Below are 21,635 nucleotides of genomic sequence, written 5' to 3'. Positions count from 1 at the left end.
AGTCACACATGGTTCAAGGTGCGGATCACGGTCCTGATTCCCCGGGTGTCCCGGCCGGCGGCGTTTATGAGTGGTACCAGCGCGGTCTCGAACTCCTCAACGGTGGCAGCCCGGCCGCCGCGATCCAGATCCTTGAGCACGCGGCGGCCGCCGAGCCGTCGTCCCGGAGCGTCCGGGAGGCGTTGGCCCGCGCCCAGTACGGTGCGAAGCGGTACGCCGACGCCGCCACGAACTTCCGTATGATCGTCGAGGCCGATCCGGCCGAGGACTACGCGCTGTTCGGCCTGGGCATGGCCCTGACCCGTACGGGCGACCTCGCGGAGGCGGTCGAGCACCTGGCGCTCGCCTGCGCGATGCGCCCGGAGAACAAGCACTACGCGACCGCGCTGCGGCACGCGCGAGCCCGGAAGGGATGAGATGCGAGGCAGCGACCGGCCGCTCGCCGAGGTTTACGACGTGGCCGTTCTCGACCTGGACGGCGTGATCTACATCGGCCGCCACCCGGTGCCGGGGGCGGCCGACGCGCTGGCCAAGGCGCGGGCGGAGGGCATGCGCCTGGCGTTCGCGACCAACAACGCGTCACGCACGCCGAGCGCGACGGCCGCGCTCATCACGGAGGTCGGGGTGCCCGCCGCGGCCGAGGACGTCGTGACGTCCGCGCAGGCCGCCGCGCGCGTCCTCGCGGAGCGTCTGCCGGCCGGCTCGAAGGTCCTCGTCGTCGGCGGCACGGGCCTGCGGCACGCGGTGCGGGCCGTGGGCCTGCGGCCGGTGTCGACGGCCGCCGAGCGGCCCGCGGCCGTCGTCCAGGGCTTCGCGCCGGGGCTGTCGTACGAGCTGATGGCCGAGGGGGGCCGCGCGGTCGCCGCGGGCGCGCTGTTCGTCGCGTCCAACGCCGACCGCACGATCCCGAGCCCGGGCGGTCCGCCGAGGCCGGGCAACGGAGCGATGGTGCAGGTGATCCGTACCGCGACCGGCGTGGATCCCATCGTCGCCGGCAAGCCCGAGCTGCCGCTGCACCGCGAAACGATCCTGCGCACGGGCGCGCGGCAGCCCCTGATCGTCGGGGATCGCCTGGACACCGACATCGAGGGCGCCAACAACGGCGGGGCCGACAGCCTGCTCGTGCTGACCGGCGTCACCGACGCGCGGGCGCTGCTGGCCGCGCCGCCGCACGAACGCCCGACCTACGTCGCCGACGACCTGGCCGGCCTCCTCGTGCCGCACCCGGAGGTACGGCGCGCCGACGGCTCGTACCACTGCGGAGGCTGGACGGTCGGACCCGGCTTCTCGGTCGAGGGCTCGGGCGACCGCGTCGACGCCCTGCGCGCGCTCTGCGTCGCGGCCTGGGAGTCCGGCGACGCCGCGACGGCGCAGGAGGCGTGGGACCGCCTGCCGTGAGCCGACGCAAGCCGGCCACGGGCGACGCCCGTGGCACGGAGCGAACCACCGGAGCGGACCCCGGACGGCCCACCTCGGCCCGGCGCCGACCGCGCCCTAGAGGATCTTCCGGAGCCGCAACAGGTCGCCCAGGCTGGCCTCGATCTTGAGCCGGCCCGTCGCCCACGCCTTGGCGACGTGGAGTTCGTCGGTGGCCAGCGCCACCAGGTCGTCGCTGCTGACCGTGAGCCGGACCTGGGCGGAGTCGGCGTCGCCGACGGTCCGGAACTCGTCGAGGCCGCCCTTGTGGATCCGGGTGAGGAAGATCAGTCCGAGATCGGGCACGCGGCAGCTGATGGTCCGCTCGACGACGTGCTTGGCGAGGTCGTCGGCGTCCACTTCGGTGAGCCGGGCGGCGATGCGCTCGAGCGCCGAGCGCGCTTCCTGGGCGGTGGCCATCGTCAGGTCAGTTCCCCCGTCATCGTCCTCGACACCGCTGTCGTCAACGGACGGTAGCGTTCTTCTTGAGCCGGACGCGACCGGCGGCGAAGGGAAGGGTACAGGTGAACGGCATCGAAGGGGACACCACGGGCGACGAGCGGGTCGACGCCGCGCTGGCCCGCCTCACCGAACTGGACCAGGCGCCCCTGACCGAGCACCCGGCGGTCTTCGCGGACGTCCACCGGCGGCTGCAGGAGGCCCTGACGGGCCTCGACGAGGCGGCCGCCCCGTGAGCGCCCGCCGGCGGCTGGACAGCGAGCTGGTCCGGCGGGGCCTGGCCCGGTCGCGTGAGCACGCGGTGGACCTGGTCGCGGAGGGGCGCGTCACCGTCGCCGGCCGTCCCGCCGCCAAGCCCGCCACCCAGGTCGAGACCTCCGCTGCCATCGTCGTACGGCAGGCGGAGACCGGTCCCGATTACGTCTCGCGCGGCGGTCACAAGCTCGCCGGGGCCCTCAAGGCGTTCGCCGACCTGCGGGTCGAGGGCCGGCGCTGCCTCGACGCGGGCGCGTCGACCGGCGGCTTCACCGACGTGCTGCTGCGCACGGGCGCGGCGCACGTCGTCGCGGTCGACGTGGGATACGGCCAGATCGCCTGGTCCCTGCGCACGGACGAGCGCGTGACGGTCCTGGAACGCGTCAACATCCGCGACCTGACGCCGGAGCAGGTCGTCTCGGGTGACGGCGAGCCGCCGGACCTGGTGGTGGCGGACCTGTCGTTCATCTCGCTGCGTCTCGTGCTGGCCCCCATCCAGCGCTGCGTCGCCCCCGACGCCGACTACGCGATGATGGTCAAGCCGCAGTTCGAGGTGGGCAAGGAGCGCGTCGGCGCGGGCGGTGTCGTACGGGATCCCGCGCTGCGCGCCGAGGCGGTGCGCGACGTCGCCCGGTACGCCGAGACGCTCGGCCTGGGAGTGCGCGGCGTGACGGCGAGCCCGTTGCCCGGTCCCTCCGGAAACGTCGAATACTTCCTGTGGCTACGGGCGGGCGCCCCGCCCCTCGATGACGTCCTGCTGGACAAGGCCGTGGCAGAAGGGCCCGCATGACAGACAAGAGATCCGTCCTGGTCGTGACGCACACCGGCCGCAGCGCGGCGGTGCGCAGCTCGCAACTGGTGATCAGCCGGTTGAGCGAGGCCGGCATCTGCGTGCGGGTGCTGGACAGCGAGGCCGAGGACCTGCAGTGCGCCGGCGCGGACGTCATGCCGGTCTCCGCGGCGGCCGCCGAGGGCGCCGAGATGGTGATCGTCCTTGGTGGCGACGGCACGATCCTGCGGGCCGCCGACCTGGCGAGGCGGTCCGGCACTCCGCTGCTCGGCGTGAACCTCGGGCACGTCGGCTTCCTCGCGGAGGCGGAGCGGGAGGATCTCGCCGCCACGGTCGACAAGGTCGCCGCGCGCCGGTACGACGTCGAGGAGCGCATGACGATCGACGTGGTCGTCCGGCAGAACGGCACCGTCACGAGCACCGGCTGGGCGCTGAACGAGGCGGCCGTCGAGAAGGCCTCCCGGCAGCGGATGCTGGAGGTCGTCGCCGAGATCGACGGGCGGCCGTTGTCGAGCTGGGGATGTGACGGCGTGGTCTGCGCCACCCCGACCGGGTCGACGGCGTACGCCTTCTCCGCCGGCGGCCCCGTCGTGTGGCCCGAGGTCGAGGCGATGCTGGTCGTGCCGATCAGCGCGCACGCGCTGTTCTCCCGGCCCATGGTGGTCTCGCCCCGGTCCGTGGTCGCGATCGAGCTGATCCCGAAGAGCTCCGGCGGCGTGCTGTGGTGCGACGGCAGCCGGCCGATCGACCTGCCCGCCGGCGCGCGGGTCGAGGTCCGGCGCGGCGAGCGGCCGGTCCGGCTGGCGCGGCTGCACCAGACGCCGTTCACGGACCGGCTCGTCACGAAGTTCGGCCTGCCGGTCGCCGGCTGGCGCGGCCGCGTCCGCGACGAGTGACGCCGCGTCGGACAACCGATGTCATCCTCGCTGACCTGGGATTTCGTGCCGTCGGGAGGCGGGCGGCGAGGCGGGGCGACACGCCCGGCGGTTTCCTCCGCGGCGAAGTGCCCTCTACGCTGAGCCGAACACGTGTTCGCCTGGGGAGGTCCGATCACGGTCCCGCACATCGGGGCCGACGGGCTCATGGCCGAGCGAAGCGAGGACATCAATAAGCAGAGCACCTTGGTCATGAGGCCGACGAAGGAGGCATCATGACCGAGTAGCCTCGGGCGCGCCGGGTGTCTGCGGACAGGAGGGCCTTCGTGACCGACGCAACCAGCCGGGTACGGCCCATGGTCGAGGAAGTACGGATTCAGAACCTCGGGGTGATCGAGGAGGCCGTCCTCGAGCTGTCTCCGGGCTTCAACGTGGTCACCGGCGAGACCGGGGCCGGTAAGACGATGGTCGTCACCAGCCTGGGCCTGCTGTTCGGCGGCCGCGCCGACCCGCAGCGGGTCCGGCCCGGGGCCGACCGGGCGACCGTCGAGGGCCGCATCGTCCTGGACGAGGACGGCAGGGTCGCCGCGCGGGTCGAGGAGGCCGGCGGCGAGCTCGACGACGGCGCGCTGATCGTCACCAGGTCGGTGTCGGCGGAGGGCCGGTCGCGGGCCCACGTCGGCGGCCGGCAGGCGCCGGTCTCGGTGCTGATCAACCTGGCCGACGACCTCGTCGCCGTGCACGGCCAGTCCGACCAGCAGCGGCTCCTGCAGCCCGGCCGCCAGCGGGCGGCCCTGGACCGCTTCGCCGGCGACGACCTGGCCAAGCCGCTGCGCGCCTACACCGCCGCGTACCGGCGGCACCGCGAGGTCTCCGCGCTCCTGGAGGAGCTGACCACCCGGTCCCGGGAGCGGGCCCAGGAGGCCGACCTGCTGCGGTTCGGCCTGGAGGAGATCGAGAAGGCCGACCCGAAGCCGGGGGAGGACGAGCTCCTGGCGGCTGAGGAGGAGCGGCTGGCGCACGCCGACGCGCTCCGTACGGCCGCGACGACCGCCCACGAGGCGCTGCAGGGCGATCCGACGGCCGTCACCGGCGTCGTCGACGCCATCGGGCTGCTGAGCGCGGCTCGCCAGGCCCTCGAGGCCGTCCGTGCCCACGACGAGGCGCTCGCCGGACAGGCCGACCGGCTGTCCGAGGCCGTGTACGTCGTGTCGGACGTCGCCGCCGAGCTCGCCGGTTACGCCGAGTCGGTCGAGGCCGATCCGGCCCTCCTCGCGAGCGTGCAGGAGCGCCGCGCCGCCCTGGCCGGGCTGACCCGCAAGTACGGCCCGACCATCGCCGAGGTCCTCGAATGGGCGGAGCGGTCCGCCCTGCGCCTGACCGAGCTCGACTCCGACGACGACCGCATCGACGAGCTGCGCGCCGAGCACGAGGACCTCACCCGGCAGCTCGGCGAGCTGGCCGCCGAGCTGACCGCGCTGCGCACGGCCGCCGCCGAACGTCTGTCCGAGGCGGTCACGGCGGAGCTGGCCGCGCTGGCCATGCCGCATGCCAGTGTGGTCGTCGCCGTGACGCCGCAGGAGGAGTTCGGGCCGTACGGCGTGGACGAGGTCGAACTGCGGCTCGCCTCCCACCCCGGGGCGCCGCCGCTGCCGCTGCACAAGGGCGCGTCCGGCGGTGAGCTGTCCCGGGTCATGCTGGCGATCGAGGTCGTCTTCGCCGGCGCCGACCCGGTGCCGACGTTCGTGTTCGACGAGGTCGACGCGGGGGTCGGCGGCAAGGCCGCCGTGGAGGTCGGGCGGCGGCTGGCCCGGCTCGCCCGGTCGGCCCAGGTGATCGTGGTCACTCATCTTCCGCAGGTCGCGGCGTTCGCCGACCAGCACCTGGTGGTGGAGAAGTCCAACGACGGGCGGGTGACCCGCAGCGGCGTGACCACCCTGGACGCCGGCGGCCGGGTCCGCGAGTTGTCTCGGATGCTCGCGGGCATGGAGGACTCCGAGCTGGGACGGGCGCACGCCGAAGAGCTGCTGGCCATCGCGGTCGCGGAGCGCTGAACCACGGCGTCGGTACGACCACCGGTGGTGGGCGAACGAACACGCCATAACGGTCGTCGTTACCGATGGCACTGTCCGGGCTCTGGCAGGATTGGCAGCGATGAACGACGTCTCCCCGAAGATCAAGAGCGGCGCCCGCCTGCGGGTGCCGCTTCGGCGTGGGCTGCGCCGTGACCGTCGTGACGGGGAGACCGGGCTCACCGGCGTCGCCCGCCTCGACGGCAGGACCAAGAAGCTGACCAAGCGCCTCGAACCGGGCGACATCGCGATCATCGATCACGTCGATCTCGACCGGGTCAGCGCGGAGGCGCTGGCGTCCTGCCAGGTCGCCGCGGTGATCAACGTGGCGCGCAGCATCTCCGGGCGGTATCCGAACCTCGGCCCGCAGATCCTCGTCGAGGCGGGCATCCCCCTGATCGACGACGTGGGGCCCGACGTGTTCACCAAGGTGCACGAGGGCGACGTCGTCCGCGTCGACGGCGAGGCCGTCTACCTCGGTGAGCAGGTCGCCGCCAAGGGCATCCGGCAGACCGAGGAGTCGGTCGAGGCGGCGATGACCGAGGCCAGGGCGGAGCTGCCCGCCCAGCTCGAGGCGTTCGCCGCCAACACGATGGAGTACCTCAAGCGCGAACGCGACCTGTTGCTCGACGGTGTCGGCGTGCCCGACATCACGACGGACCTGGACGGCCGGCACGTCCTGATCGTCGTGCGGGGCTACCACTACCGCGAGGACATCGCGACCCTGCGGCCCTACATCCGCGAATACCGCCCGGTCCTGATCGGAGTGGACGGCGGGGCCGACGCGCTGATGGAGGCCGGCTACCGGCCGCACATGATCGTCGGCGACATGGACTCCGTGTCGGACGAGGCGCTCACGTCGGGCGCCGAGCTCGTCGTGCACGCCTACCGCGACGGCCGGGCGCCGGGCCTGAGCCGCGTCCACGACCTGGGGCGGGAGGGCGTCGTCTTCCCCGCCACCGGGACCAGCGAGGACATCGCCATGCTCCTCGCCGACGACAAGGGCGCCACGCTGATCGTCGCCGTCGGCACCCACGCGACGCTCGTGGAGTTCCTCGACAAGGGACGCGCCGGCATGGCCAGCACGTTCCTGACGCGGCTGCGGGTGGGCAGCAAGCTGGTCGACGCCAAGGGCGTGAGCCGGCTGTACCGCAGCCGCATCAAGGGGTCCTCCCTGATCCTGCTGATCGCCGCCACGCTCGTCGCGATGGTCGCCGCGATCGTCTCCTCGCCGGCCGGAGAGGCCTTCGAGCCCGCCGTCGCCGACTGGTGGCACCAATTCGTCTACTGGCTAAACGGACTCTTCACGTGATCGATTTCCGGTACCACCTCGTCTCCATCATCGCGGTCTTCCTCGCGCTGGCGCTCGGCCTCGTCGTGGGCGCCTCGGCGCTGCGGGGCCCGCTGGTCGACCAGCTCAAGGACACCTCCAACCGCCTCAAGAACAGCAACGAGGCGCTACGGCGGCAGAACAACGCGGCCGGGCAGGTGAGCACCTACGACAACCAGGTGATCGGCGCGGCCGCCGCCCAGGTCGTCGCCGGCCGGCTCAAGGACCAGAGCGTCGTGTTCGTGGAGGCCCCCGGCGCGGACGACCAGATGCGGGCGCAGACGGCCGACATGGTGAGCAAGGCGGGCGCGCGGATCAGCGGCTACGTCACCCTGCAGAACAAGTACCTCGACCCGAACCAGCAGGCCACGCTGAACGAGCTGACCGACCGGCTCAAGCCGGCCGGCCTGACCTTCTCCGCGGACGCGACGTCGTACGACCGCACCGCCGACGAGCTGGCCTGGGTTCTGGTGACCAAGCAGGCGGCGCGCAACGGCCAGGAGGACCCGGCCGCCGGGCAGGTGCTGTCCGGGTTCAAGGAGGCGGGTTTCCTGACTTACAGCGGGCAGCCCGCGACCCGTGCGACACTCGCCATCGTGATCGCGCCCGCCGCCGCGAGCAGCGACAAGAACGCCGCCGCCGACAACAAGGCGCTCGGCGCGCTGCCCATGGCCCTCTACACCTACGGCGGGGGCACGGTCGTGGTGGGCGATCCGGACTCGGCGACCGAGGGCGGGATGATCAAGGCGCTCCGCGACGACGACGACGTGAAGGGCCACGTCGCCACGGTCGACACGGGGGACATCCCGGCCGGACGGCTCACGGCCGTCCTGGCGCTGGCCGCCGCGAAACAGGGCAAGGTCGGCGACTACGGCATCGGATCCAAGGCGGACGGCGCGCTGCCGACCCCGATCCCGACGCCCACGCCGACGATGACGAAGAAGAAGTGAGGCGGCATGCGTAAGGCAGTGGCGGGAGCCGTGCTGGGCGCGGCGGCGGCGCGGGCCGCGTACATCGCGCTGACCCGTCGCCCGCCCGGGGACGAGAAGCTCTGGGTGCGGACCAACCACCGCGATGAGCCGGTGACGCTGCTCGAAGGACCGGCGTTCGCGGTCGGCGCGGTCACCGGGATCGCCGTCGCGCCGGGCGTACCGGCGCGGATGCGGGCCGCCGCGATCCTCGCGGGCGGTGTCACCGGCGCCCTCGGCGGCTACGACGACCTCGCCGGATCGGGCGACTCCCGTGGCTTCAAGGGGCACCTGTCGGCCCTGGCCCGCGGCGAGGTGACCACCGGCGCGGTGAAGATCCTGGGCATCGGCGCCGTCGGCCTGGCGGCCGCCGTGGTCGCGGGCACCGGCGCTCCGACCCGCCGCGGCGCGGCACTCGACATCCTGATCAACGGCGCGCTCATCGCCGGCACCGCGAACCTTCTCAACCTGTTCGACCTGCGGCCCGGCCGGGCCATCAAGGCCGGGCTGCTGGCGAGCCCGCTGGTGTTCGCCCGGCCGGCGCCCGGAGCGCCGCGCGGCAGATTCGCCGGCCTGCTCAGCGGCTCGGCCGTCGCCGCCGCGCCGCTCGGCGCGGCGCTCGCGCTGCTGCCGGAGGACCTCGGCGAGCGGGCCATGCTCGGCGACGCGGGGGCGAACTCCCTCGGCGCGCTGATCGGCCTCGCCGCGACCGGCCTGAGCCGGGAATCCCGCCTCGGCGTCCTCGCCGGGGTCACGGCGCTGAACGCCGCGAGCGAGTTCGTCAGCTTCACCAAGGTCATCCAGGCGACGCCGCCGCTGAACCGGCTCGACCAGCTGGGCCGCCGACCCGTCGTGCCGGAGGCGCGCCCAGCGGACACCTCGTGACCAGACCTGATGTGACAGAGGAGGCCGAGCCCGCCACCGCCGGCCGGGGCGCGGGCATCGCGGGCGCCGCCGTGCTCATCGGCGTCATCACCGTCTTCGCCCGAGTCGTCGGCTTCTCCCGCAGCCTCGTCCTGTCCCACACGGTCGGCAACGACTGCCTCGCCACGGCGTACTTCACCGGCAACCAGGTGACGAACATCCTGTTCGAGGTCGTGGCCGGCGGAGCGCTCGCCGGTCTCGTCGTGCCCGTGCTGGCCGGACCGGCGGCGCGCGGCGCGCCCGAGGCCCGCCGGATCGCGTCCGCGCTGATGACGTGGACCGTGCTGATCCTCGTGCCGCTCAGCCTGGTCGCCGCGCTGGCGGCCCGCCCGGTGATCACGATGCTGGTCGGCGACCAGGTTCCGGGCTGCTCGCGGGAGCAGGTGATCGACGCGGGCACCCGGATGCTGGTCGTGTTCGCGCCGCAGATCCTCTTCTACGGGCTCGCCGTCGTGATGTACGGCGTCCTGCAGGCGCACCGCCGGTTCCTCGGTCCCGCGCTCGCGCCGCTCGTGTCGAGCCTCGTCGTCATCGGCGCGTACCTGATGTTCCTGTCGACCGGCGCGGCCTACCGGCAGGCCGCGAACCAGCACGACCTGTCCACCGTGACCCGGACGGCGGAGCTGACGTTGTCGGTGGGGACGACCCTCGGCGTCGTCGCCCTCGTCGCCACGGTGGTCGGCCCCGCCGCGCGGCTCCGGCTCCGGCTGCGCCCGGCCCTGACCTTCCCGCCCGGCGTCGCCGTACGCATCCGGCGGCTGGCCCTCGCCGGGCTGGCCACCCTCGTCGCCCAGCAGGCGGCCTGGGGCGTGGTGATCCTGCTGGCCAACCGAAAGGGCGGCGGCGGCGCGCTGCCGGTCTACCAGTACGCCTGGGCGCTGTTCCAGCTCCCGTACGCCGTCCTGGCGGTGCCGCTGGCGACCACCGCCTTCCCGCTCCTGTCGGCCCGCGCGAGCGAGGGGGACCACGAGGCGTTCGACCGCACCGCCGCGCGCACGACGCGGGCGATCGTGCTGCTGTCGTGCGCGGGCGCCGCGGTCCTGGCCGCGACCGCGCTCCCCGTCGCCCGGGTGTTCCTGCTCGGCGCCAAGGGGCAGGTGCCGCCCATCGACCTGGCACGGGCGATCGTGGCGTTCGCGCCCGGCCTGCTCGGCTATGGGCTGATGGCGCATGTCGGCCGCACCCTGTTCGCCGCAGGGAAGGGCCGGGCCTCGGCGGCCGCCCAGGTGACCGGGTGGGCCGCGGTGATCGCGGGCGAGGTGGCGCTGGTGCTGGCGGCCGGACGGCGCGACGCCGTCGCCGCGCTCGGGCTGGGCAACTCGATCGGCATGACGGTCGCCGGCGCCCTTCTGCTGCTGATGCTGGCGCGGACCAGGGGCGGCGCCGCGCTGCGCGGCGTCGGCCGGGCGGCGGCGACGGGGCTGGCCGGTGCGGCGGCCGGATACGCCGCGGGTGCGGGCGTGGTCGCCGTGTTCGGCGCCACCGGCCTGGCCGCCAGCCTGGGCGTGGGCGTGCTCGCCGCCACGGCGGCCGCCGTGGCGTTCGCGGTCGTCGCCTACGTGGGGGATCCGGATGATCTGCGAGGACTGATCAGGCGGAGGCTGTGATGGACGGATTGAAGGTCGCGCTCGTGCTCGCCACCAGCGCCGGCGGCGTGGGACGGCACGTCCGGTCGATGGCCGACGGCCTGCGGGCGCGCGGCGCGAAGGTCGTCGTGCTCGGGCCGGCCTCGGCCGACACGCTGTTCGGCTACACCGAGTCCGGTGCGGGCTTCGCCCCGGTGGAGATCGCCGACCGCCCGCACCCGGTCGGCGACGTGCGGGCCGTGGCCCGGATCCGGCGCCTGACCCAGGACGCCGACGTCGTTCACGCGCACGGGCTGCGGGCCGGAGGGCTGGCCGCGCTCGCCCGCCTCCGTACCGTGCCGGGCCCGCTGCGCCTCGGCTCGGCGGGCCCGCCGCTCGTCGTCACGCTGCACAACGCGTCGATCGCGGGCGGCCTGACCGGCGCGGCGTACGCGACGCTCGAACGTGTCGTCGCCCGCGGCGCGACCGAGGTCCTGGGCGTCTCCCCGGACCTGGAGGAGCGGATGCGCGCGCTCGGCGCGCGCTCGGTGGGCCCCGCCCTGGTGCCCGCCCCGGCCATGCCGCCCTCCGAGGACCCCGCGGCGCCCAAGCGGATCCGCGCGGAGCTCGCCGCCGGGGACAGCCCGCTGGTCCTCACGGTGGCGCGCCTGGCCGAGCAGAAGGGGCTGCCCACCCTGCTCGACGCCGCCGCCGGGTGGGCCCGGCTCGATCCGCCGGCGCTCGTCGTGATCGCCGGTGACGGCCCTCTGGAGGGGGAACTGCGCGACCGGATCGCGGAGGAGAAGCTCCCGGTCCGGCTGCTCGGCCGCCGTACGGACGTCCCGTCCCTCCTCGCCGCGGCCGACGTCGCCGTCCTGCCCAGCGTCTGGGAGGGCCAGCCGCTGATCGTGCAGGAGGTGCTGCGCGCCGGGCGGCCGCTCGTCGCCACGAGGGTGGGCGGCGTCCCCGGAATGGTGGACGACGCGGCGCTCCTGGTGCCTCCGGGGGACGCCGGAGAACTCGAACGCGCGGTGCGCCGGGTGCTGGAGGACCGGGCGCTCGCCGATCGGCTCGCGTCCGCCGCGGCCGAGCGGGCATCCCGGCTGCCGACCGAGGACGACGCCGTCGATCAGCTGCTGTCGGTCTACGCCCGCGTGATTCGGACCACCCGCTGACGACGTCTCGGGTACGAGAAAGGTTTGCCTTTGTATATAGTCAGTCAGCAGGAGGGGAGTATTCCTTCGCGGCAGTGTCGTCACCACGGTCCCAGGAGTCTCATGCGGCCCGGTGCTGTCGGCCCGCACCGATGAGTGAGGGCGGAAGAGACCTCCGGGGCCGTAGCCTGCCACCGGAGGAAAATCTCTCGTGAACGTCACGTTTTGGGCCTGGGGCCTCACGCTGCTGGGTCTTCTCGCGTTCATCCTGTTCGACCTGTGGGTGGTCGACCGGGGTAAGCCGCGGGACTTCTCGCTGCGGCAGGCGAGCGCCTGGGTGACGTTCTACGTGCTGTTGGCGATCATCTTCGGCATCGGCCTGTTGTTCGTCGTCGGCGCCGACTATTCGGCTCAGTTCTTCGCCGGTTACCTCACCGAGTACAGCCTCAGCGTCGACAACCTGTTCATCTTCTACGTCGTCATGGCGCGGTTCGCCGTGCCCCGCGCCAACCAGCACAAGGTGCTCCTGATCGGCATCATGATCGCGTTGGTGATGCGGGGCATCTTCATCGCGGTCGGGGCCGCCGCGCTGTCCCGCTTCGAGTGGCTGTTCTACATCTTCGGGGCCTTCCTCATCTGGACGGCCTACGGTCTGGTGCGCGGCGAGCCCGACGAGGACGAGTACGAAGAGAACGTCCTGGTCCGCTGGATCTGCCGGGTCGTCCCGACGACCGAGGACTATCACGAGCACCGGATGACCGTCCGCATCGACGGCAAGCGCCTCATGACGCCCATGCTGATCGTGATGGTCGCGATCGGGTCGACCGACCTGCTGTTCGCGCTGGACTCCATCCCGGCGATCTTCGGGCTCACCAAGGAGTCCTACCTCGTCTTCACCGCCAACGCCTTCGCGCTCATGGGGCTGCGGCAGCTCTACTTCCTCCTGCGGGGACTGCTCGACCGGCTCGTGTACCTCAGCAAGGGACTCGCGGTCATCCTGGCGTTCATCGGCGTGAAGCTCGTCATGGAGGCCATGCACACGACCTGGTTCGAGAGCGTCCCGGAGATCTCCACTCTCACCTCTCTCGCCGTCATCGGGGTGACGATGCTCGTCACCACCGTGGCCAGCCTCCTCAAGACCGAACGCCGCGCCGCGCCCGGCGGTCCGGACACCGCCGAGGACCCCGAGAAGGCTCAGGCCGGGAGGCCGGACAAGGGCGAGGAGCCCGGAGAAGCCGGGCGATCCGGAGAAGCCGGGGCGCTCGAGGACACCGAGGATGCCGGGCCGGCCGGAAAGGCCGGAGAGCCGGGGCCGTCCGGGGAGGCCGACTCCGGTGGGCCCGTCGTTCCCGGGCAGGCGCTCCCGGACGCGGCCGGACGCGAGCGGGATCCCGAACCGGACGCCGCCCCGCATCCGAACGGCAGCCTTCCCCCGGCCCCCGAGACGGAGGCCGACGCGCACGACGCCCAGGCCGACGCCGACGCCGACACGGGGGCGGGACGTACCCGTCGCTGACCGGCGGCCGTGACCTCCGCGCCTTTTCGGGCGGATCACCTTCCGACCCCTGTACCGTGATCACAGGGGATGACTCTGGGGAAGGTTCGCATGCGCTCGCCCTCGGTGGTGCCCGCGGTGACGCGGACGATCTCGGTCGTGCTGGCGGTCGCCGCCGTCGGCATCCTGGCGTTCACCGCCCTCGCCGATCGCGACGGCCGGCACGGCGGCCGCGGAGCCGCGGCGGCGCGGTCCCGACCCGCGACGCCGGTCGCCGAGTCGACGATGCCCGGCAGCATCGACCTGCCGCCCACCAGCGCACCGGCGACGCCCCGGGTACGCACCGCCGACGCCAGGACCTGGCTCCGGGCGCTCGCCGGCAAGTGGACCCAGGACACGGAGAAGAACTACTTCCAGTTCCAGCCCGACGGCACCGGTGAGTGGGTGGCGTTCGGTCAGAAGCTCTGGAGCGGCAAGGCCACCCCACGCGACGCCACGACGTTCGACCTCTCCGACCGGAGCGGCCAGGGCGCCTCGTACTGGCAGGTCAAGCTCGTCAGCGGCGGAAGGGAACTGTTCTTCGCCGGCACCCAGCGGACCTACCGCAAGGCATAGCGCGGGCCGCCGGGGCCCGGCCGGGGCGACCGGTGATCCGGCCGTGTGGGCGCCGGGGCCCCGCCGGTCAGTCGCCCGGGCTGGCGGCCAGGCTCTCGAGGACGTCGAGGGCCGCGACCAGTGCCGTGCGCTGCTCGGGCGACAGGGTGCCGAGCCGCTCGACCAGGAACGCCGACCGCTCGGTGCGCAGCCGTTCGAGCTGGCTGCGGCCCTCCGGGGTGATCTCCAGCAGGGTCGCCCGCCGGTCGTCGACGTCGGGAGTGCGACGCAGCAGGGCCTGCGCCTCCAGGGAGGCCACCAACCGGCTCTGCGTGGGCGCGCTGACGCCCTCGTGGGCGGCCAGGTCGCCGAGGCGCACCGGACCCAGCGCCTCCAGGCTCGACAGGGTCGACGCCTGGCTCGACGTCAGGGTCCGGGGGCCGTACTGGCGGACGCGACGGCTCAGCCGGCCCAGCGTCATGCGCAGCCGTGCCGCGAGCTCCACGTCCGTCATGCCCTCGGTCTCGGCCGCCGGCCTGGTCACGCCCGTCATCTGTTCCTTACCCGGCTCGCGTCCCGGACGCGCTGGTCACGCGCGTCTCCTTCCATCATCCCCGCCCCGCGGCGGCCGGCATGCCCGAACGTCCGCGAAACCATCGGGACGAGCGTCGAACACGCCGATCCGCAGAGGTCGGCGGGATGTATCCGGGCAACGTCTCAGGAACGGTGATCGTGGCGCAATGTGATCGGGATCACCATCCCCGGGCGCGCCACTCCGGAAGGTGCGGGCGTTCGCGGCCGAGGGTGGTGTCCTTGCCGTGGCCGGGGTAGACCCACGTCTCGTCCGGGAGCACGCCGAACACGCGCTTCTCCAGGTCGTCCATGAGGCGGTTGAACAGCGTCGCGTCTCCCCAGGTGTTCCCCGGGCCGCCGGGGAACAGGCTGTCGCCGGTGAACAGGTGCGGCGTGTCGCCGTCGTCGTACAGCAGCGCGATCGATCCGGGTGTGTGCCCGCGCAGGTGGATCACGGACAGGGTGTGCTGCCCGACCCGGACGGTCTCTCCGTGCCGGACCGGCTCGGTGACCGGCAACGGCAGGGCCTCGGCGTCGTCGGGGTGGGCCACGACCGACGGGTGGGTCGCGTCGACGACCGCGCCGAGCGCGCCCCAGTGGTCCTGGTGCCGATGGGTGGTGACGACCCGGGAGAGCGGGGCGTCGCCGAGGAGCTCGAGCAGGCGCTCCGGCTCGCTGGCGGCGTCGATCAGTACCTGTTCACCGGTGGCCGTGCAGCGCAGAAGGTAGGCGTTGTTGTCGAAGGGCCCGACCGCCAGCTTGGTGACGGTCAGACCGGGCAGCTCGCGTACGTCGGGCGGGCCACCGACCTCGACGTTGCCTGTGTAGGACACGCACTCTCCTCCCATCGGCGCTCGGGCGCACCGCGCCTGCCTGCCATCCTTTCACTCCCACCACGCGCCGCGCGCTCGGCGGACCCGGAAGACGCCGGCCTGCGGGTGCGCCCGGAAGTAGTCTTCGATCATGGAAGACGACCTGCCGATCTGTCGCACCTGCGGGGTGCAGTACGCCGCTCCCCGGCCGGACTGCCCGATCTGCGAGGACGAGCGGCAGTACGTCGGGTGGGACGGCCAGCGGTGGACGACCCTCGCCGAGCTCCGCGCCGCCGGGCACCGCGGCAGGGTCGCCGAGGAGGGCCCCGGCATCGCCGGGATCGGCGCCGAGCCGCCGACCTCGATCGGCCAGCGCGCGCTGCTGGTGCGGACGCCGTCGGGCAACGTCCTCTGGGACATGATCACCTATCTCGACGAGGACCTTCTCGCGCAGGTCGCCGCACTCGGCGGCGTCGACGCCATCGCGATCAGCCACCCGCATTTCTACGGCTCGATGATCGAATGGGCGCACGCGTTCGGCGCGCCCGTCTACATCCACGCCGCCGACCGGGACTGGGTGGCCCGGCCGGACGACTCGATCGTCTTCTGGGAGGGCGAGACCCGGGAGATCGGCGACGGGCTGACGCTGGTCAACGCGGGCGTGCACTTCGCGGGCGGCCAGGTGCTGCACTGGCGCGACGGCGAGGACGGCGGGGGAGCGCTGCTCACCGGCGACATCTTCACCGTCGTCCCGGACCGCCGGTACGTGAGTTTCATGTACAGCTACCCGAATCTGATCCCCGAGCGCCCTCGGATCATCCGCCGCGCGCTGCGCCGGATGGAGCCGTTCGCGTTCGAGCGCGTGTACGGCGGCTGGTGGGGACGGGTCGTCGCCGCCGACGGGGCCGCTGCCGTCCGGCGGTCGGCCGCGCGCTACCTCGAGCACGCCCTCGACGACGGGCCCGCGTGAAGCCACCGGCGTGAGGTAAAGCCACAGGGGCCTCAGGCGTTTCGGTGGCGATCTCTCTTCGAACACGTGTACGGTTTCGGTGCGACGAGGGACCGCCGTGCGAGGGCTTTCGGAAGAAAACCGGCCTGTCCGCTCGTTAGCCTGAAGCTGACTGCCTCCACCAGGCTCTAGGGGATAGCGAATACGCCGTGGCTGACCGTCTCATCGTGCGCGGAGCGCGTGAACACAACCTCAAAGACGTCTCACTCGATCTTCCGCGCGACGCGCTGATCGTCTTCACCGGCATGTCCGGCTCCGGTAAGTCGAGCCTCGCGTTCGACACGATCTTCGCGGAGGGCCAGCGCCGCTACGTCGAGTCCCTCTCGGCGTACGCCCGTCAGTTCCTCGGCCAGATGGACAAGCCCGACGTCGACTTCATCGAGGGCCTGTCCCCGGCCGTGTCGATCGACCAGAAGTCGACCTCGAAGAACCCGCGCTCGACGGTCGGCACGATCACCGAGGTCTACGACTACCTCCGGCTGCTCTGGGCCCGTATCGGCCACCCGCACTGCCCGGTCTGCGGCCGCACGATCTCCAAGCAGACGCCGCAGCAGATCGTCGACCGGGTCATGGAGTTCGACGAGGGCACCCGGTTCCAGGTGCTCGCCCCGGTGATCCGCGGACGCAAGGGCGAATACCTCGAGCTGTTCCGCGAGATGCAGACCAAGGGCTTCTCCCGCGCCCGCGTCGACGGCGCGCTCGTACGCCTCGATGAGGCGCCGAAGCTGAAGAAGTACGAGAAGCACGACATCGAGGTCGTCGTCGACCGGCTGAGCGTCAAGGAGAGCGCCCGCCGCAGGCTCGCCGACTCGATCGAGACGGCGCTCGTGCTCTCCGGGGGCACGGTCGTCCTCGACTTCGTCGACCTGCCCGAGGACGACGAGCAGCGCGAGCGGATGTTCTCCGAGCACCTCTACTGCCCGTACGACGACCTGTCGTTCGACGAGCTCGAGCCGCGGTCGTTCTCGTTCAACTCCCCGTACGGCGCCTGTCCCGACTGCACCGGCCTGGGCACCCGCATGGAGGTCGACCCGGAGCTGCTCGTCCCCGACCCGGAGAAGACCCTCGGCGAGGGCGCGATCTCGCCCTGGTCCAACGGCCACATCAGCGACTACTTCCTGCGGCTGCTCGGCGCGCTCGGCGACGCGATGGGCTTCGACCTGGACACGGCCTGGGAGCGGCTTCCCGCCAAGGCCCGCAAGGCGATCCTGCAGGGTCACGACACCCAGGTGCACGTGAGCTACCGCAACCGGTACGGCCGGCAGCGGTCGTACTACACGACGTACGAGGGCGTGATCCCCTACGTCCAGCGGCGGCACTCGGAGGCGGAGAGCGATTCCAGCCGGGAGCGGTTCGAGGGGTACATGCGGGAGATCCCCTGCCCGTCCTGCGAGGGGAAGCGGCTCAAGCCCGTCGTGCTGGCCGTCACGGTCAACGACCGGTCGATCGCCGACGTCGCCGCCATGCCGATCGGGGAGTGCGCGAAGTTCCTGCTCAACATGGAGCTGAGCGAGCGGGAGAAGCATATCGCCGAGGCGGTGCTCAAGGAGATCAACGCCCGGCTCGGCTTCCTCCTCGACGTCGGCCTCGACTACCTCAGCCTCGACCGCGCGTCGGCCACCCTGGCCGGCGGTGAGGCGCAGCGCATCCGCCTGGCCACGCAGATCGGCTCGGGTCTGGTCGGCGTGCTGTATGTGCTGGACGAGCCGTCGATCGGGTTGCACCAGCGCGACAACCACCGCCTGCTGGAGACGCTGATCCGGCTCCGCGACATCGGCAACACCCTCATCGTCGTCGAGCACGACGAGGACACCATCCGGGCCGCCGACTGGGTCGTCGACATCGGCCCCGGCGCGGGCGAGCACGGCGGCCAGGTGGTCGTCAGCGGCACAGTCAAGGAGCTGCTGGCCCACGAGGGCTCGATGACCGGCGCGTACATTTCCGGCCGCAAGGAGATCGCCGTCCCGGACAGCCGCCGCAAGCGCCAGCGCGGGCGTGAGCTGGTGGTGAAGGGGGCGCGCGAGCACAACCTGCGCGACATCGACGTGGCGTTCCCGCTCGGCATCTTCACCGCCGTCACCGGCGTGTCCGGGTCGGGCAAGTCGACGCTGGTCAACGACATCCTCTACACGTCGCTGGCCAAGCACCTGCACGGCGCGCGCACCGTGCCCGGCCGGCACAAGCGGATCAACGGCGTCGACCAGCTCGACAAGGTCGTGCACGTCGACCAGTCGCCGATCGGCCGCACCCCACGGTCCAACCCGGCGACCTACACGGGCGTGTTCGACCACGTCCGAAAGCTGTTCGCGGCGACCGCCGAGGCGAAGGTGCGCGGCTACCAACCCGGCCGCTTCTCCTTCAACGTCAAGGGCGGCCGCTGCGAGGCGTGCTCCGGCGACGGCACCATCAAGATCGAGATGCAGTTCCTACCCGACGTGTACGTCCCCTGCGAGGTCTGCCACGGCGCCCGCTACAACCGGGAGACCCTCGACGTCCACTACAAGGGCAAGACGATCTCCGAGGTCCTCGACATGCCGATCGAGGAGGCCCTGGAGTTCTTCGACGCGATCCCGGCGATCCGCCGCCACCTGCAGACGCTCAACGACGTCGGCCTCGGCTACGTCCGGCTCGGCCAGCCCGCGCCGACGCTGTCCGGCGGTGAGGCGCAGCGGGTCAAGCTCGCCTCCGAGCTGCAGCGGCGCTCCACCGGTCGCACGATCTACGTGCTCGACGAGCCCACCACCGGCCTGCACTTCGAGGACATCCGCAAGCTGCTCGGCGTGCTGAACGGTCTGGTCGACAAGGGCAACTCGGTGATCGTGATCGAGCACAACCTCGACGTCATCAAGACCGCCGACTGGATCATCGACATGGGTCCGGAGGGCGGCTCCCGCGGCGGCACCGTGGTCGCGTCCGGCACCCCGGAGGACGTCGCGCGGGTCGGAGAGAGCCACACCGGCCAGTTCCTCGCCAAGATTTTCGGTATTCAGCCGTAAGGTCCGGCCGGACGACGCAGCGGCCACCCGGCTCCCGGCGGGACGACTCGCGTCCCGCCGGAGACCGCCCCGGGCTGCCCCTTACGTCGCCCTTCCGGGGGAAGGGGGCACCCCCTCATCCCCTCCCGAACCGGGCGATAGCATGGAAGAGAAGTACTACAGCGTGTAGTAGATGATCTTTCCGGGGAGATCGATGACTGACGAAGCGGTCGGCTGTTCGCGGCGGCGGTTGCTGGGCACGGCGGGTCTGGCGGGTGCGGGGATGCTCGGCCTCGGCGCGTGCGGAACACGATCGGCGAAGGCCATCGTGCCACCTGGGATCAAGGGCAAGGTGATCGCCCGGACCGGGGAGATCCCCGTCGGCGGCGGCAAGGTCATCGACAAGTGGAAGATCGTCGTGGCGCAGCCGTCGCAGGGGACGTTCAAGGCGTTCACCGCGACCTGTACGCACCAGGGATGCACCGTCGGCAGCCCCGAGAACGGCGTGATCACCTGCCCCTGTCACGGCAGCGAGTTCAACGCGGCGGACGGCTCGGTCAAGCAGGGACCGGCCGGCGCGCCGCTGCAGGAGTTCACGGTACGGCTGCAGGGCGATGGAATAATCGTCGACTAGCGTTGAACCGAACGCATCGCTCCTTCGTGGAACCCGGATGTAGGCCCGAACACGAGGAGGACCACATGCCGTTCGATCCCTCGGCCGCGCCGGCCGACGCCGAAGAGACCCAGACCCGCGTCGAACCCGGGGCGACGCGCCGCGGAATGCTGCTCGGCGTCGGTCTGGTCGGCGTCGCCGGAACACTCGCCGCCTGCGGCGGCTCGTCGGATGACTCCGACGGCTCCGCGCACGGTGGCGGCGGAGCGACGGCCCCGGCGGGCGGCGACGGCGCGCTGGGCAAGGCCGCCGACATCCCCGTGGGCGGCGGAAAGGTCTTCAAGGACCGCAAGGTCGTCGTCACCCAGCCGAAGCAGGGGGAGTTCGCGGCGTTCAGCGCGGTCTGCACCCACCGCGGCTGCACCGTCGGCTCGGTGAGCGGCGGCACCATCAACTGCCCCTGCCACGGCAGCAAATTCAAGATCAGCGATGGATCCGTCGCGAACGGCCCGGCCGCGACGCCGCTGCCGCGCAAGTCCGTCAAGGTGGAGAACGGCGAGATCAAGCTCGCCTGAACCCGCCCGAGGCCCGGCCGGGCCTGACGCCCCGTCAGGCCCGGCCGAACTCAGGCGTGGGGGGCGGACTGATCGTCGGTCCACGCGGCGTTCTGCGGAAGGGCCCCGGTGTCGGCGCGGAAGCGGGGGAGCGCCGACGGGTACTTCTCCCGGATGTAGGCGATGAGGTGCTCGCGGACGTCGCAGCGCAGGTCGAACGCGCTGGCCGAGTCGTGCGCGCTCATCAACGCGCGTACCTGGACCAGGCCGTTCGGCAGCACGTCGGTCACCTGCAGGACCCAGTCCTTCTGGTCCCAGAGGGGATGGTCGCGCAGGAACCCGTACAGCTCCGTCCGCAGCTCCTCGACGGGAACGCTCCAGTCCACGTGCAGCAGCACCGTGCCGATCACCCGCGAGGTGTGCCGGGTCCAGTTCTCGAAGGAGTTGTGCACGAAGTACGACACGGGGAGCACGAGCCGCCGTTCGTCCCACAGCCGCAGCACGACGTACGTGAGGGTCAGCTCCTCGATGCGGCCCCACTGGCCCTCCACGACGAGGACGTCGTCGATCCGCAGGGCGTCGCTGAAGGCCAGTTGCAGTCCGGCGAAGACGTTGCTCAGCGTCGATTGGGCGGCGATGCCGGCGACGATGCCGGCGATGCCCGCCGAGGCCAGCAGGCCCGCGCCCACCGCCCGTACGGCCGGGAACGTGAACAGCATCGACGACATCGCGATGATCGCGACGACGGCCGCGGAGGTGCGGCGCAGGAGCATCACCTGCGTGCGCACCCGCCGGGCGCGGACGTTCCGGTCGCCTTCGATCTTGGTGAGGTGGTCGAGGGCCACGTCGGTCGTGGCGTAGGCCGCCTGGATGATCAGCCAGGTCAGCGACGCGATGACGAGGAGTGACAGCGCGTGGCGGACGTCGGGCGCGGACCGGCCGAGGACCTCGCGCGGCGGTAGTCCGGCCGTGGCACCGGCCGCGAACGCGAGGGTGAAGCCGGGCTTGACGCAGCGCCGGACGATCGGCGGGGCCAGCGGCCAGCGTGAGACCAGCCGGCTCGTGAGCGCACGACGAAGGATCTCCACCACCAGCAGGCCGAGCAGTACGGATCCGATCAGTACGGCCAGCGCGGTGACGGTCGACACGATCAAGGTCCCCCTTAAGATTGACTACTGAACCCTGAGCTCTCCGTGACGCCG

Annotated in this window: 21 protein-coding genes; 17 read left to right on the top strand and 4 right to left on the bottom strand. The window is 72.2% G+C overall.

Features of this window, described 5'->3' with window-relative positions:
- The first annotated feature begins 8 nt into the window (after nucleotides 1-8).
- Both AB0L00_RS17010 and AB0L00_RS17005 read left to right on the top strand, forming a co-directional pair.
- A complete protein-coding gene (locus AB0L00_RS17010; RefSeq protein ID WP_364434418.1) occupies nucleotides 9-416 on the top strand; it encodes a tetratricopeptide repeat protein in 408 nt (135 codons plus the stop codon).
- Between the two features lies 1 nt (nucleotide 417).
- Nucleotides 418-1,398, top strand: coding sequence for an HAD-IIA family hydrolase (locus tag AB0L00_RS17005; protein ID WP_364434415.1), 981 nt, complete (start codon nucleotides 418-420; stop codon nucleotides 1,396-1,398).
- Between the two features lie 96 nt (nucleotides 1,399-1,494).
- Here the strand turns inward: AB0L00_RS17005 and AB0L00_RS17000 are convergent, their stop codons facing one another.
- Entirely contained in the window at nucleotides 1,495-1,836 is a 342-nt protein-coding gene (locus tag AB0L00_RS17000; protein WP_364434412.1) for an SCP2 sterol-binding domain-containing protein, read from the bottom strand.
- Nucleotides 1,837-1,940: 104 nt separating this feature from the next.
- On the opposite strand from AB0L00_RS17000, the gene AB0L00_RS16995 reads away from it, so the two are divergent.
- From AB0L00_RS16995 to AB0L00_RS16945, 11 genes are all read left to right on the top strand, one after another.
- Complete coding sequence (locus AB0L00_RS16995) at nucleotides 1,941-2,111, top strand: hypothetical protein (RefSeq protein ID WP_345347393.1); 171 nt, start codon at nucleotides 1,941-1,943, stop codon at nucleotides 2,109-2,111.
- Nucleotides 2,108-2,920: a TlyA family RNA methyltransferase gene (locus AB0L00_RS16990; RefSeq protein WP_364434409.1), complete on the top strand. Its 813-nt coding sequence runs from the start codon at nucleotides 2,108-2,110 to the stop codon at nucleotides 2,918-2,920. The genes AB0L00_RS16995 and AB0L00_RS16990 overlap by 4 nt, the downstream gene beginning before the upstream one ends.
- Nucleotides 2,917-3,816, top strand: coding sequence for an NAD kinase (locus AB0L00_RS16985; protein WP_364434406.1), 900 nt, complete (start codon nucleotides 2,917-2,919; stop codon nucleotides 3,814-3,816). The genes AB0L00_RS16990 and AB0L00_RS16985 overlap by 4 nt, the downstream gene beginning before the upstream one ends.
- Before the next feature lie 335 nt (nucleotides 3,817-4,151).
- On the top strand, nucleotides 4,152-5,849 hold the full coding sequence (gene recN, locus AB0L00_RS16980) for a DNA repair protein RecN (protein WP_364434487.1): 1,698 nt from the start codon (nucleotides 4,152-4,154) through the stop codon (nucleotides 5,847-5,849).
- A 100-nt stretch (nucleotides 5,850-5,949) separates the two neighbouring features.
- Nucleotides 5,950-7,179, top strand: coding sequence for a putative cytokinetic ring protein SteA (gene steA, locus AB0L00_RS16975; RefSeq protein ID WP_345347384.1), 1,230 nt, complete (start codon nucleotides 5,950-5,952; stop codon nucleotides 7,177-7,179).
- Nucleotides 7,176-8,147 carry a copper transporter gene (locus AB0L00_RS16970; RefSeq protein ID WP_345347381.1) on the top strand — a complete coding sequence of 324 codons (972 nt, stop codon included), beginning with the start codon at nucleotides 7,176-7,178 and terminating at the stop codon, nucleotides 8,145-8,147. The genes steA and AB0L00_RS16970 overlap by 4 nt, the downstream gene beginning before the upstream one ends.
- Nucleotides 8,148-8,153: 6 nt before the next feature.
- Nucleotides 8,154-9,050 carry a hypothetical protein gene (locus tag AB0L00_RS16965; RefSeq protein WP_364434402.1) on the top strand — a complete coding sequence of 299 codons (897 nt, stop codon included), beginning with the start codon at nucleotides 8,154-8,156 and terminating at the stop codon, nucleotides 9,048-9,050.
- Nucleotides 9,047-10,696: a lipid II flippase MurJ gene (locus AB0L00_RS16960; protein WP_364434399.1), complete on the top strand. Its 1,650-nt coding sequence runs from the start codon at nucleotides 9,047-9,049 to the stop codon at nucleotides 10,694-10,696. Before AB0L00_RS16965 ends, AB0L00_RS16960 begins: the two co-directional genes overlap by 4 nt.
- Complete coding sequence (locus AB0L00_RS16955) at nucleotides 10,696-11,829, top strand: glycosyltransferase (RefSeq protein ID WP_364434396.1); 1,134 nt, start codon at nucleotides 10,696-10,698, stop codon at nucleotides 11,827-11,829. Before AB0L00_RS16960 ends, AB0L00_RS16955 begins: the two co-directional genes overlap by 1 nt.
- Nucleotides 11,830-12,019: 190 nt before the next feature.
- Nucleotides 12,020-13,324 (top strand): TerC/Alx family metal homeostasis membrane protein, encoded by a 1,305-nt coding sequence (locus AB0L00_RS16950; RefSeq protein ID WP_364434394.1) that lies wholly within the window; start codon nucleotides 12,020-12,022, stop codon nucleotides 13,322-13,324.
- Between the two features lie 90 nt (nucleotides 13,325-13,414).
- Nucleotides 13,415-13,918 carry a hypothetical protein gene (locus tag AB0L00_RS16945; RefSeq protein ID WP_364434391.1) on the top strand — a complete coding sequence of 168 codons (504 nt, stop codon included), beginning with the start codon at nucleotides 13,415-13,417 and terminating at the stop codon, nucleotides 13,916-13,918.
- 67 nt (nucleotides 13,919-13,985) lie between these two features.
- Here AB0L00_RS16945 and AB0L00_RS16940 read toward each other — a convergent pair whose 3' ends face one another.
- A complete protein-coding gene (locus AB0L00_RS16940) occupies nucleotides 13,986-14,441 on the bottom strand; it encodes a MarR family transcriptional regulator (RefSeq protein ID WP_364434388.1) in 456 nt (151 codons plus the stop codon).
- 208 nt (nucleotides 14,442-14,649) lie between these two features.
- A complete protein-coding gene (locus AB0L00_RS16935) occupies nucleotides 14,650-15,303 on the bottom strand; it encodes an MBL fold metallo-hydrolase (protein WP_345347360.1) in 654 nt (217 codons plus the stop codon).
- 130 nt (nucleotides 15,304-15,433) lie between these two features.
- Between AB0L00_RS16935 and AB0L00_RS16930 the strand changes: the two genes are divergently transcribed.
- The 4 genes from AB0L00_RS16930 to AB0L00_RS16915 all read left to right on the top strand — a co-directional run bounded on the left by AB0L00_RS16930 (nucleotide 15,434) and on the right by AB0L00_RS16915 (nucleotide 20,454).
- Nucleotides 15,434-16,252 (top strand): MBL fold metallo-hydrolase, encoded by an 819-nt coding sequence (locus AB0L00_RS16930; RefSeq protein ID WP_364434384.1) that lies wholly within the window; start codon nucleotides 15,434-15,436, stop codon nucleotides 16,250-16,252.
- A gap of 188 nt (nucleotides 16,253-16,440) precedes the next feature.
- A complete protein-coding gene (uvrA, locus tag AB0L00_RS16925) occupies nucleotides 16,441-19,287 on the top strand; it encodes an excinuclease ABC subunit UvrA (protein WP_364434381.1) in 2,847 nt (948 codons plus the stop codon).
- 193 nt (nucleotides 19,288-19,480) lie between these two features.
- The gene (locus AB0L00_RS16920; protein WP_364434378.1) at nucleotides 19,481-19,900 is read left to right on the top strand and encodes a Rieske (2Fe-2S) protein; all 420 of its coding nucleotides are present in this window, start codon (nucleotides 19,481-19,483) and stop codon (nucleotides 19,898-19,900) included.
- A 65-nt stretch (nucleotides 19,901-19,965) separates the two neighbouring features.
- Nucleotides 19,966-20,454: a Rieske (2Fe-2S) protein gene (locus AB0L00_RS16915; RefSeq protein WP_364434374.1), complete on the top strand. Its 489-nt coding sequence runs from the start codon at nucleotides 19,966-19,968 to the stop codon at nucleotides 20,452-20,454.
- A 50-nt stretch (nucleotides 20,455-20,504) separates the two neighbouring features.
- Here the strand turns inward: AB0L00_RS16915 and AB0L00_RS16910 are convergent, their stop codons facing one another.
- Nucleotides 20,505-21,581, bottom strand: coding sequence for a mechanosensitive ion channel domain-containing protein (locus tag AB0L00_RS16910; protein WP_364434484.1), 1,077 nt, complete (start codon nucleotides 21,579-21,581; stop codon nucleotides 20,505-20,507).
- Nucleotides 21,582-21,635: the final 54 nt, after the last annotated feature.

Source organism: Actinoallomurus sp. NPDC052308 (assembly GCF_040679195.1).
GTDB classification, from domain to species: Bacteria; Actinomycetota; Actinomycetes; order Streptosporangiales; family Streptosporangiaceae; genus Actinoallomurus; species Actinoallomurus liliacearum.
Note: the sequence above shows the minus strand (reverse complement) of the source record. Positions and strands in the feature narration are given on the sequence as shown.